At 36.1% G+C, this 12,697-nt stretch carries 8 protein-coding genes; 3 read left to right on the forward strand and 5 right to left on the reverse strand.

Features of this window, described 5'->3' with window-relative positions; genetic code table 11:
* Positions 1–76: 76 nt before the first annotated feature.
* Positions 77–2,479 carry an outer membrane beta-barrel protein gene (locus ACJVDK_RS12515; RefSeq protein WP_443937001.1) on the reverse strand — a complete coding sequence of 801 codons (2,403 nt, stop codon included), beginning with the start codon at positions 2,477–2,479 and terminating at the stop codon, positions 77–79.
* 65 nt (positions 2,480–2,544) lie between these two features.
* On the reverse strand, positions 2,545–5,037 hold the full coding sequence (locus tag ACJVDK_RS12520; RefSeq protein ID WP_443937002.1) for a TonB-dependent receptor domain-containing protein: 2,493 nt from the start codon (positions 5,035–5,037) through the stop codon (positions 2,545–2,547).
* A gap of 238 nt (positions 5,038–5,275) precedes the next feature.
* Here ACJVDK_RS12520 and ACJVDK_RS12525 point away from each other — a divergent pair, with 238 nt between their 5' ends.
* The 3 genes from ACJVDK_RS12525 to typA all read left to right on the forward strand — a co-directional run bounded on the left by ACJVDK_RS12525 (position 5,276) and on the right by typA (position 11,369).
* Positions 5,276–6,199 (forward strand): NAD(P)-dependent oxidoreductase, encoded by a 924-nt coding sequence (locus ACJVDK_RS12525; protein WP_443937003.1) that lies wholly within the window; start codon positions 5,276–5,278, stop codon positions 6,197–6,199.
* A gap of 173 nt (positions 6,200–6,372) precedes the next feature.
* The gene (locus tag ACJVDK_RS12530; RefSeq protein ID WP_443937004.1) at positions 6,373–9,264 is read left to right on the forward strand and encodes a DEAD/DEAH box helicase; all 2,892 of its coding nucleotides are present in this window, start codon (positions 6,373–6,375) and stop codon (positions 9,262–9,264) included.
* 299 nt (positions 9,265–9,563) lie between these two features.
* Positions 9,564–11,369 carry a translational GTPase TypA gene (gene typA, locus ACJVDK_RS12535; RefSeq protein WP_443937005.1) on the forward strand — a complete coding sequence of 602 codons (1,806 nt, stop codon included), beginning with the start codon at positions 9,564–9,566 and terminating at the stop codon, positions 11,367–11,369.
* Positions 11,370–11,725: 356 nt separating this feature from the next.
* Here the strand turns inward: typA and ACJVDK_RS12540 are convergent, their stop codons facing one another.
* The 3 genes from ACJVDK_RS12540 to ACJVDK_RS12550 form a co-directional block, all read right to left on the reverse strand.
* The gene (locus ACJVDK_RS12540; RefSeq protein ID WP_443937006.1) at positions 11,726–11,965 is read right to left on the reverse strand and encodes a hypothetical protein; all 240 of its coding nucleotides are present in this window, start codon (positions 11,963–11,965) and stop codon (positions 11,726–11,728) included.
* Positions 11,966–12,123: 158 nt separating this feature from the next.
* Positions 12,124–12,486 (reverse strand): hypothetical protein, encoded by a 363-nt coding sequence (locus ACJVDK_RS12545; RefSeq protein ID WP_443937007.1) that lies wholly within the window; start codon positions 12,484–12,486, stop codon positions 12,124–12,126.
* Positions 12,486–12,641 (reverse strand): hypothetical protein, encoded by a 156-nt coding sequence (locus ACJVDK_RS12550; RefSeq protein ID WP_443937008.1) that lies wholly within the window; start codon positions 12,639–12,641, stop codon positions 12,486–12,488. The genes ACJVDK_RS12545 and ACJVDK_RS12550 overlap by 1 nt, the downstream gene beginning before the upstream one ends.
* Positions 12,642–12,697: the final 56 nt, after the last annotated feature.

A 12,697-nucleotide genomic window follows, 5' to 3' on the forward strand; every position in this document is an offset into this window, starting at 1 on the left:
ACCACAAGATAGTTAAAACTATCCTTTCAGCACAAGTAGAAAAGCAAAATTGTCGTACTTGGTAAAACAAATAGAGCTATTTCTTCTCAGCTGCCCCAGGCTTCCCTTGCGTTAATTTCGTAAAACGATAGCTTAAACTAAAGGTTATATTTTGGGTATTGTTGGTACTGTAATTTTCTGCTCTAAAATTTACCCCTTCGCTGTAAGTGGTATAACTACGATTACCAAAAATATCGTTAATGGTTGTTCTGAAGCTCAAACGATTTTTAAAGAATGCCTTTCGTGCAGAGAAATTGGAGGTCACAGACCCTTTGTTTCTTCCTTGCGCACTCTGGTTGTTTGCATAATTAACATTCGCTTCAAAAGCGGTTTTTAATGGCAATTGCATCGAAAAACCCATTGCCCCTCTAAAGCTCCATCCGTCGCGGTTTAAGGAGCTATTCAATTCCGATGCATAGCGACTTTGCACAATGGTAAAATTAGCATTGGTAGATATTTTACTAGTAGAACGGTAGTTCGCCAACAATGCCAAAGAAATTGATTGGTTGCTCCCAACATTGTAATACGTACTTTCTGAACGCGCAGTTGTTGTACCTGGGATAAGCGTAACACTGCGGTATCGCTCAATTACATCCACACTTTTAGCATACGAAAGGCGTGGATTAAAAGACCACTTTTGCCCATAAACTCCGAAATTAAAATCAATTTGATGCGTAAAAGAAGGGTCTAAATTTGGATTACCGTACGAAATATTTAAGGTATCGACGTTATTTACCTGAGGATTTAAAGCATTTTCGCGTGGACGATTAATTCGAACACTGTAGGCTGCGCCCAAATTGTATCGTTTTCGAAAGGAGCGATTAATGGATATGTTTGGAAATAAGCTCAAATATGGATCGACACGATAGTTTTCTCCTGTTGAAAGATCAAAAGCAACATCCGTTATTTCTGTCCGAATTCCCGTTTTTACGCTAAAACCCGTATTCCGATAATTGTATGATAGGTATCCAGCATAAATGTTCTCGTTATAAAAAAATTGATTGCTAAGCTTTCGATTAGTGACAAACTGTTCTGTAGTAAAGTTGTAATTTTCAACCAATAAATCGTTCTCATTCTTGCGTCTATTGTAGGCAAAACCAGCTTCAATTAAATCGCGTTTGCCAAAAATAGGTTTGTCATAATCCGCATTAAATGTTATACCATTGTTTCCTGTATCGTTGTTGTTTTGTTGCAAAGTAGGATTTGTAGTAGTAGGCTGATAGGTGGTTCCATAGCTCCTAAAATCGAGGTTTTCGTTGGAATTAATAATTAAACCCAAGCCTAGCTTACCCCCTGTGGTATCCGTTTGTAACGTGTAGGTGCTGTTAAACACAAAATTATGACTTTTACCATTCCCTGTATTCAATTGATTACGCAAACGTTTTTCGACCAATTCTTCGCTTAAATAGTGCATTTCATTTCCCGAATTTGGGTTCGAGCTGTTATTATTATAATTGGTCGATATGCGTAAATTTTGCTTAGGTGTAATATCCCAATCAAATCCTACACGTACGTTAGACCCTTTACTGGCATTTCGATAATGCCCATATTGATCGTAATAAAAGGTTGTATCAGGAAAAAAATTCTCACGGTAATTATGATTTTCACCTTTCGCTATGTTATATCGAAAAGAGGCCCCTCCGTTTATCGAATACGTTTTACTCTTATACGAAGCATTGGTGCTGGCATTTGTATTTCCCTGTAAACTTCCAGTCACGCTAACATTACCGTTAAAACCGATTTTAAAGCCCTTTTTCATGACAATATTGATAATTCCATCACCATCTCCACTGTATTTAGAAGGAGGATTGGTCAGCACTTCAATTTTTTCAATGGCATCTGAGGGGAGTACGTTTAATAGATCTGAAATATTGGAGGTCATATAATCAGAGGGTTTCCCATCAATAAAAATGCGGGTAGATCTTTTACCAGCTATGGTAGCTTTTCCATCAATATCCACCTCCACCATGGGTACATTTTTTAATACGTCGGTTGCTGTACTCCCCTCGGCCAATAATGTTGAACCCACATTATAGGTTATCCCATCGGCACCAAATTCAATAGGGGGTTTCTGCACCGTAATGGTTACCTCTTGTAAAGCATTTTGTTCAGAACTCACTTTTAATAAGCCCAATCGTTTATCAAAATCTTTCTCTGTCAGAATAATTCCATTAACGATTAACGGCGCATAGCCAACAAAGCTTACTTTAATTCTGTACGTTCCGGGCTTTAAATTTCTGGCAGTGAAAAATCCATTTTCATCTGTCGCAAGGGTCATTAGTGCTTGTTCGTTTCCGTCTAGGTACAGAGAAATTACAGCTGAGGGAATGGGCAAGCCACCCTCTTCTTCTACCACCTTGCCACTAATGGTACCTTTCTCAGCAGCACCAGCAGTTAGCGTAAAATAAAACAGAAATAAGGATAAAATGATAGGGCGCAATTTTTGATGTTTATTTTAAAAAATATGGGGTTTGAATATATCAAATCCAAAGCCCATATTTTTGGTTAAAAGGAACCTTCATCAGGTCTATTGTCTTGTTGATCCGATTTTTTTGTCTTTGTAAAACCAAATGTACTCTTACCAAAGCGATACGAAAAAGTTAAGTTTGCCATGGTCCCTTGAAACTGACGTTCAAAATCAACATTGGTATAATTATCATCGGTAGTCATACTCCATCTGCGGGTGTTAAAAATATCGCGAACATTGAAACTTAAGGATGCCTTTTTACCTGGCAAATCGTACTTAGCTCCACCATCAATACCGTACATGGCGTTACGTTTTCCTTGTGCCATTACCTCTGGTGCACGATAATCTCCACGCAGCTGCAAGGAAACACTTTTCGCTAGTGCTAAGTTTGCTGTTAAATTAGTATTCCAACTAAAGCCACTGCTAGCGTTTATGTTATACTCAGGAGCTGCATCATATTTACTTTGATACACATTTACATTCGCTGTGAAACTTAATGGCTTAATCAAATCGAACTTACCAATTAACTCTAAACCGCTATTTTTTGCACGGGTTAAATTAACAGGTGTTGAGGTAATAATGCCTGCGGCATTTGGCGCAGTTCTTACACGTTGGATTACATCGTTCGTTTGACGAAAATAAGCCGTAGACGTTAGGGTAACCTTCGACCAGTACTTGCTGTATCCTAATTCAAAAGAATGCACATCTTCTGGAATAATATTGGGATTTCCCTGGCGGTAATTCAAAGGGTCGGAAACATCTAAGAAGGGGTTCGTATCCCAAGCACGCGGGCGGTTAACGCGGCGTGTATAACTTAACTGTAACTGTTGCTCACCTTTAAATTTCTCCGTTAAAAACACACTCGGATATAAACGTGTGTAATGAATATTTCCGGTAGTTCCGGCCAACATATTGCTGCTGTTGTATCCTTCCAAGTAAGTGTCTAAACGAGCATCCTCTGCACGCAAACCCAATTGATATCCAAAATTTTTCACTTGGTTTTGATAATTAACATATAAAGCATGTACCTGATCTTTACTATTAAAATTATTTACAAGCGCATTATTTTGCACATATGAACCTGTGCTCAGTAAAGAATCCGCATATTGGTTATTAGTAGCTAAACGAATTTGGCTTCTATAACCTGTTTCAAATTTTCCTGATTTTCCCAAAGGAAGTGAATAATCGGCCTGAATATTATAATTCGTATTATCGCCCGTATTATCAATTCTTTGAAAACTAGTACCTCTCACCAAAGATCCGTTCTGCTCAGTAACCAATGTATTGTACGTTTGATTATTATTATTGGTACCATATGAATATCCAAAATTGAACGTTAATTCCTCTTTTGGTTTTTTAAACTTCTGACTAAAATCGGTATTTAAATCATAACTATGCCCCCAACCGTCGTTAATATTGGTACGATTGCTCGCATTTGTTGCGTTCATTGACGCGTTTAATTGCTCAATGTCTAAAAACTCATTACGATTACTTTCTCTTGAGTTAAATGCTCCCGATAAGCTTAAAACACTGTTCTTTGCTAAATAGTAATCTAACCCGGCTTTGGCATTGTGGCCTTTATCGTTCGAGTTGGATGTTGTATTTTGATTGGCGTAACCCAAATAATCTGACCCTGTATCGTTCTTATAGGCTATATTTTGTATTCCTCCTCCAATCCGATTCCCATCTCTATAACTGTAGTTACCGTACAAGTTTACTTTGCTATTTTGAAAACTTAAATTGGTATTTCCATTATAGTTATCGCGATTTCCTGCCGATAAAGCCGCTGAGCCATTAAATCCCAACTTGGTATTTTTCTTCAATACAATGTTAATAATTCCCGATTGGCCTTCTGCATCGTATTTGGCCGAAGGATTGGTAATTAATTCCACAGATTCTATTGAGCTGGCTGGAATGGACTGTAAAATTTGGGCAACATTTCCTCCTGCAATTAAAGATGGTTTCCCATCGATTAACACTTTTACGCCTGATGAGCCGCGTAAACTAACATTTCCATCAATATCGGTTGAAACTGAAGGAACATTCTGAAGTAAATCTGTTGCAGAACCTCCTTCACTTACTAAGCTTTGGTCTACCGAGAATACCTTTTTGTCGATACCCAACTGCATCGTTGCCTTTTGCCCTTTTACCGTCACCTCGCTAAGTACATTACCTTTAGCCGTATTCATCTTAATATCACCAAAGTTTAAGGTTCCGGTAGTCGCATTCACAGTAATATTATCGCGAACCATGGTTTGATATCCTACATAACTTATCTTAAAAGTAAAAATGCCGTTCGGAACATCGTTCATTATAAAAACTCCGTTAATATCGGTTTGAGCTACTTTCACATTTGCTTTGGTTGTTTTATTGATTAAAACTGCCGATGCGAAAGGTATTGTTTTTTGTGTAGTTGCGTCTTTTAATACACCTGTTATTCTGGTCTTTCCGGCTGTTTGCGCAAACAAACTGCATGAAAGAAACAAAAACAAGAGCATTAGATTTATGGTTTTTAACTGTATTTGTCTCATTAATTGGGATTGTTGTATTTCATTTTTTTTATAAGGGAGACAAAGTAACGGCACAGAAGTTTAAAAAACAGGGCGTAACTATTTTATTACAGCCCATTAAGCGTAATATTTTTGTGAACAAAGAGGTTTAAACATGCATTCTTACAGTTAATAACCCCTATCTATAGAAATTTTATGCAAAATCATTTAATTGTAATTTGCTTACGGGAATACGTCATTATATGTACTTTTGCTATCTATGGCGAAGAAAATACTGATTGTAGACGATTTACACCCTGCGTTTAAAGAGCAGGCCATTGCACTTGGATATGAAGTTGATGATGAACCAAAAATTACCCGTCAACAAACCTTAGAAAGAATTACCGACTATACGGGCATCGCGGTACGTACAAAGTTTAGAATAGATGCAGAAATTTTTAATGCTGCAACCCATTTAAAATTTGTGGCCCGAGCAGGTGCTGGCTTAGACAATATCGATGAGAAAATAGCGGCAGAAAAAAATATTCAATTAATTAATGCTCCCGAAGGTAATTGCGATGCTGTTGGCGAGCATGCGGTTGGTTTGCTTTTATCGCTTATGAACAATTTTCGCAAAGCAGATTGTGAAATACGAGATGGCATTTGGGATAGAGAAGGAAATCGTGGGTTTGAGCTTAAAGGGAAAAAAGTAGGCATCATTGGATACGGTTTTATGGGACAAAGTTTTGCAAAAAAATTGTCGGGATTTGGCGTAGAAGTGATGGCTTACGACAAGTACAAAACGGGTTTTAGCGACAATTTTGCGCGTGAAGTAAGCATGGAAGAAATTGTTAAGCACAGCGATGTTTTGAGTTTACACATCCCACTAACCAGTGAAAGTCGCCAAATGGTTGATGATGAATACTTCTTTCATTTTAAAAAACCTATTTTCTTTATCAATACCGCAAGAGGCGAAATTGTAAACACTAAAGCAGTATTAAATGCGCTTAACGCTGGAAAAATTTTAGGCGCAGGCCTCGACGTATTAGAAATAGAAAAATTTCCAGCTCTTGGCGAACAAAACTGGTACGAAGAATTACGTGTACATGATCAAATAATTTTAACCCCCCATGTTGGAGGATGGACTTTTGATTCGTATCGTAAAATTTCAGAAGTATTAGCCCAAAAGTTAAGTCAATTATAACAATCAGCTAAAATGATTTAGCTGATTAACCCCTCCATAAAAGGCTCTTTTAAGGATAAACGAACAGTAATTTATTCTTAAAAGAGTTTCCATTTTTTTTGAAGTAACTCTATTTTATTGTAAGTTTAAAGTTTTTTAAGCGCAAGCTTTTAAAAATTTTCATCTACCTTTAAATGTTACGCGTCGACAGCTCTAAACCCTGCAAAATTATTTACTCGTTGTGCAAACATGAGTATTTGGGATTTATAATTGAACCTCACATCGTTCAACTTAATCCCCAGGGCGATTTTTCATTTACTTACCAACGTATTTATACCCATACTTCTGAAGAATTTAGCCCTTACTTAAGCGATATTGACTATAAATTGATAAAAATCTTAGACGATTTAGATCAAGATTCAATTATCAAGAAGTATTACAAGAAACTAATACGCCCAACCGAATTCTTCACTAAAATATTCGACGAAAAGTTTTACGAAACTGTACGTCCGAAAATGGAGAAAAAACTTGCAGAAGTTTTAGAACTGTTAAAAGTTAAAGACGAGCTGTACACTATGGATAAAGATGGTTGGCCCGTTGAACGTAAAATTGAAATGGCTGCCGAACCAGCTTCTATTCTTTTTCATTTTAGGCGTAACGAAACCGAAACCCGGTATTTTCCAACTATAAAGCACCAAAATTTGCGCATCGAATTTATGTTTAAAGATGCACAAATTATCAGCAATAAACCTGCTTGGTTATTACTCAACGATGTTTTATACTTTTTTGATCAAGAGATTGAAGGGAAAAAACTTTCGCCTTTTTTAAACAAAAGATACATTGCTATCCCGAAAGCAACTGAAGCTACTTATTTTGAAAAATTTGTAGCACCGTTAATCGAAAAGCATCATGTATATGCAGAAGGATTTGAAATAAAAACCGAACAATACGAGGCAATTCCCGTAATCAAGGTGCTGTATGTGGATGGAGGTATCTCCCAGTTACAACTTTACTTCAAATATGGAGAATATGTTTTCCCGGTAGAAAATGCACATAAAGTTACAGTTCGATTAGAAAAAACTAGCGATAACTACATCTTTCACCGCATAAAACGCTCAGCCGAATGGGAAAAAAAACAGCTTAACTTCTTATTGGCATTGGGTCTTAAAAAAACCAGTGCACTTTTCAGCAATTTAGAAGTGCTTTCGGAAGATGAAAACATAAGCTATGGTGCTATAAACTGGGTTAATGAACATTTAGAACTGCTACAATCGGCAGGATACGAAATTGAACAGGCAACGGGTCAAAAACGTTTTGTTTTTGGCGCCAACAAAATAGACTTAGAGGTTAAAGAAGGAAACGATTGGTTTGATATACATGCGGTGGTTTGGTTTGGGAAATACCAAATTCCCTTTCTATCGCTGAAACAGCATATTCTGCACAAAAAACGCGAATTTATTTTGCCTGACGGTGAAATTGCCATTATTCCTGAAAAATGGTTTAGCCAATACGGCAGTTTATTTAGTCTTGCTGAAAGCGGACAATCGTTAAAATTGAAGAAGCACCATATTGGCTTAATTAACGATTTGGCCGAAGATAGCCTTGCCAACGTAACGCTTGAACGTAAATTACAGCGGTTATCGGATTTTGAAAATATTGAAGACATGCATATGCCTATTCATTTTAAAGGCAGCTTGCGCGACTATCAAAAAGCCGGATACAATTGGTTTAGTTTTTTACGCGAATATAATTTTGGTGGCTGTTTGGCCGATGATATGGGTTTGGGTAAAACTATTCAAACCTTGGCTATGCTGCAAAAAGTGAAAGAAGATGACCAAGCGGTTGACGCACATAGAACATCGCTCATCATCATGCCAACTTCTTTAATTTACAACTGGTTAACCGAAGCAAAAAAATTCACTCCAAAACTTAAAATATTAGCCCATACAGGAACCAACCGGAATAAAGATGTTGCCAACTTTGCCAATTTTGATGTGGTAATTACCACTTACGGGGTAACGCGTGTTGATATTGATGAATTGAAGCATTTCTATTTCAATTACATTATTTTAGATGAAAGCCAGAACATAAAAAATCCTTCGTCAAAATCATTCAAAGCTGTTAGGAGTTTAAAATCGAAACATAAGCTCATTTTGAGCGGTACACCTGTAGAAAATTCGGTGGCTGATTTATGGTCGCAATTGACGTTTTTAAACCCAGGTTTGCTGGGCACCCAAGCCTTTTTCCAAGAAGAGTACGTGCAGGCCATTGAGAAGAAAAAAGATGAGGAAAAAGCGCGTAAACTACAAGCCATTATCAAACCTTTTGTTTTGCGTAGGACCAAAGAACAGGTTGCGGCAGAACTTCCGCCTAAAACGGAGCAGATAATTTATTGCGATATGAGCGAAGAGCAGGCTGCCTATTATGAAAAAACCAAATCGGCTTACCGGAATAACTTGCTCGAAAGTATGGAAGATGGAACCTTTGCACAAAAGCAAGTACAATTATTACAAGGGTTAACATTGTTGCGCCAATTAGCGAATCATCCGGTTATGATTGATGCGACCTACGAGGCTGACTCAGGCAAATTTGAGAACGTTATTCATACGCTTGATAATGTGCTAAAAGGTGGCCATAAAGTATTGGTTTTTTCGCAATTTGTTAAGCACTTAGAAATTTTCAAAAAACACTTCACCCGCGAAAACATTCCGTTTTCTTATTTAGACGGTGCAACGAAAAGTCGTGGTGAAATTGTTGCTGAGTTTCAGCAAAATGCTGATTTAAAGGTTTTCTTAATCTCGATAAAAGCCGGCGGTGTAGGTTTAAACTTAACGCAGGCAGACTATGTTTTCATCTTGGATCCGTGGTGGAATCCGGCTGTGGAACAACAAGCCATTGACCGAACGCATAGAATTGGTCAAGACAAGAAGGTTTTCATTTACAAATTTATTGCAAAAGATACGGTTGAAGAGAAAATATTGGCCTTACAGAAACGAAAAAAATCGTTGGCTAATTCACTTATTACAACGGAAGAGAGCTTTTTTAAATCATTAAGTAAAGATGATATTCGCGATATTTTGAATTAGCGGCTTGTCTAATTCCCGAGCTACTGCCAGAACGATTTTAAACCCGATTGATGGGGAAAGCGTATTTTGTGGACGGAAAGCTGTTGCTTTGTTTGAAGACGAGCTTATTAAATGAGGCAGCTTACCCCACAAAATACCTTGTACTAAAAGCGGGACCGAAGCTAACCGAAAAGCTACTAAAACTGCTTTTCTACTAAAAAGGTGCTAATTACAAGATTAACAAAGCATTAAATAGGATATTGAATAGTTTAAAATCCATTTAAAAACACTATCTTTGCGCCAAATTTGAGGCGCATTTTATGCAAAAGATTAGAAATATAGCTATTATAGCACACGTTGACCACGGGAAAACTACTTTGGTTGATAAGATTTTACATTCTTGTTCTATTTTTCGTGACAACGAAAAAACAGGAGAGTTAATATTGGATAACAACGATTTAGAGCGTGAGCGTGGTATCACGATCGTATCTAAAAACGTTTCCGTTCAATACAAAGACGTAAAAATTAACATTATTGACACTCCTGGTCACGCCGATTTCGGTGGTGAGGTTGAGCGTGTTTTAAAAATGGCCGATGGAGTACTTTTACTTTGCGATGCTTTTGAAGGTGCAATGCCTCAAACGCGTTTCGTAACGCAAAAAGCTTTAGCATTAGGTTTAAAACCAATTGTGGTTGTAAACAAAGTAGATAAAGAGAACTGTCGCCCAGAAGAGGTTTATGAGCAAATTTTCGAATTATTCTTTAACCTTGAAGCAACAGAAGATCAATTAGATTTCCCAGTTATTTACGGTTCATCTAAACAAGGATGGATGAGTACTGATTGGAAACAACCAACAACTGATATTTTTGCCTTATTAGATGCTGTGGTAGCGAACATTCCACCAGCACCCATAAACGAAGGTACATTACAAATGCAAATTACTTCTTTAGATTATTCATCTTTCGTAGGTCGTATTGCAATTGGACGTGTTCACCGTGGTACAATTAAAGAAAACCAACCGGTAACTTTAATAAAACGCGATGGTAAAGTTGTTAAAACAAGAGTAAAAGAACTTTACACATTCGAAGGATTAGGTAAAGTAAAAGCTACTGAAGTAAAATCAGGAGATATTTGTGCTGTTGTAGGTATTGATGGTTTTGATATTGGTGATACCATTGCTGATTTCGAAAATCCAGAGCAATTACCAGTAATCAGTATCGATGAGCCAACAATGAACATGTTGTTCACCATTAACAACTCACCTTTCTTCGGTAAAGAAGGAAAGTTAGTTACTTCACAACGTATCAAAGATCGTTTGATGAAGGAAATGGAGAAAAATCTTGCGCTTAAAGTGGTAGAAACGCAAGGTGCAGATTCGTGGTTAGTATACGGTCGTGGTATTCTCCATTTATCCGTATTAATCGAAACAATGCGTCGTGAAGGGTATGAATTGCAAGTGGGTCAACCTCAGGTTATCGTAAAAGAAATCGATGGTAAAAAACATGAGCCAGTTGAAACATTAATCGTTGACGTGCCTGCTGAAGTTTCAGGTAAAGTAATCGAATTAGTAACACAACGTAAAGGTGAGTTATTAATCATGGAGCCAAAAGGCGATTTACAACACTTAGAATTCGAAATCCCATCGCGTGGTATTATCGGTTTACGTAACAACGTATTAACGGCTACCGCAGGTGAGGCGATTATGGCACACCGTTTCAAAGCTTACGAGCCTTGGAAAGGAACAATTCCTGGTCGTTTAAACGGAGTATTAATTTCTATGGATAAAGGAGCTACAACCGCTTATTCTATCGATAAATTACAAGATAGAGGTCGTTTCTTTGTAGATCCAGGAGTAGATATTTACGAAGGACAAATTTTAGGTGAGCACATCCGTGATAACGATTTAGTAATTAACATCGTTAAAGGAAAAGCATTAACGAACATGCGTGCTTCTGGTACAGACGATAACACACGTATTGCACCAGCAATTAAATTCTCTTTAGAAGAGGCAATGGAGTATATCCAAGCTGATGAGTATATTGAGGTTACGCCAGTAAGCATGCGTTTACGTAAAATTTTCTTAACAGAACAAGAGCGTAAAATCAAAGGAAAACAATTTTCTTAATTTTATTCAAGAATAAATAAGCTTATTATATGAAGGGGCTGTCTCAAAAAAGACAGTCCCTTTTTTTTGTGGGGAAAGGTGAAATAAGGTATTTGATTTTTTCTTTTAAATTCAATTTCAAAATATCCTTTATTATCACTAATTGAATAATTTAAAGAATCAGTGTAATAAATTTCCACATTATCTAAAGGAGTTTCACTAGCAAAAGCATAACCATAATAAACTTAAAACATCTTTTTTGAATACAGTATTCATCATCACATATCAATGAATAAGGTATCCAATCTTCCATTTACAAATTGATATTTTAATTTTTCTCCTTTTTGCGAATAGACATTTACAATAGTATCAATAATTTATCCATTATCTAAGCTTATTATTAAGTCTCCACCAAACTGATTATTTTCTATAGTCTTAAAATATCCTAAACTGTCTGTAAAAGTACTTGATTGTAAATTATCATTTTCTGTGATTTTTAATTTTTCAATAGGCTCTTTTTTAAAATTATAAATATATCCCTCATAATTTCGAATAGTCGGTGTGCATGCTACCATAAATATGAGTACTGATGTTAAGAATATAGTATTTTTTCTCATTTATTTAATTTTGTTAACCAAACTTAACACCTCTTTTCCTCTGCTATCATTCTTATCCGCTCCTTTATTGGAATATAGTTATTAATAATAAGGCATAATGTCTATTTCTCTAATTAAAATTATAATGACTAAAATAAAATATATGATCGTTTTGCTTTTTACAAATCAACTATTGATTTCATGAAGATTGAATCTCTTTTATAAACATCATTTGTTCCTCCATATGTTTCTATAGTATCTATTTTATAGCCTTCTTTTTCTAAAAAAAATAAATTAACAAGTTTATGATTTTCCATACCGAATCGAAGCTTAGTCAATTTATCTATTTTAAAATATCCATTTTTGGAAGTTTTGGTTATTATTGATTTTTTACCTTTTAAAATTTGAGTGATATTTACATTTTGTAGTGGTGTTTTTGTTTTTGAATCGTAAACATAGCATTCCATTGGAATTCTTTGAATATCCTTAACGCACGAGATGCAAACAAAACAAAAAATCAACATTAATATTCTATTTTTCATCATGTTTTTAATTTAGTTAACCAAATCAGCCCGAGTAAATCTTTTTCAGCCACCACTGTTCTATTTCTATCTTTTATTCGTGGTTCATTATTGTAATATTTCATAACGTCAATTTCATCATCATTCGATGGATAATTTTCCCCGTGTGAATTCATTTCATCCCAATGAGTTATTTTTTCCCAAGTTGTCTCGTTGCCTTTAGTTGGTTTTG

It is taken from the genome of Pedobacter paludisoli (assembly GCF_052344095.1).
Classification (GTDB): domain Bacteria; phylum Bacteroidota; class Bacteroidia; order Sphingobacteriales; family Sphingobacteriaceae; genus Pedobacter.

Bases quoted from the DNA above. Each gene is read 5' to 3' on its own strand.
- typA (WP_443937005.1), top strand. From the start codon at position 9,564: ATGCAAAAGATTAGAAATATAGCTATTATAGCACACGTTGACCACGGG.
- ACJVDK_RS12550 (WP_443937008.1), bottom strand. From the start codon at position 12,641: ATGAATTCACACGGGGAAAATTATCCATCGAATGATGATGAAATTGAC.
- ACJVDK_RS12545 (WP_443937007.1), bottom strand. From the start codon at position 12,486: ATGAAAAATAGAATATTAATGTTGATTTTTTGTTTTGTTTGCATCTCG.
- ACJVDK_RS12530 (WP_443937004.1), top strand. From the start codon at position 6,373: ATGTTACGCGTCGACAGCTCTAAACCCTGCAAAATTATTTACTCGTTG.
- ACJVDK_RS12520 (WP_443937002.1), bottom strand. From the start codon at position 5,037: ATGAGACAAATACAGTTAAAAACCATAAATCTAATGCTCTTGTTTTTG.
- ACJVDK_RS12525 (WP_443937003.1), top strand. From the start codon at position 5,276: ATGGCGAAGAAAATACTGATTGTAGACGATTTACACCCTGCGTTTAAA.
- ACJVDK_RS12540 (WP_443937006.1), bottom strand. From the start codon at position 11,965: ATGAGAAAAAATACTATATTCTTAACATCAGTACTCATATTTATGGTA.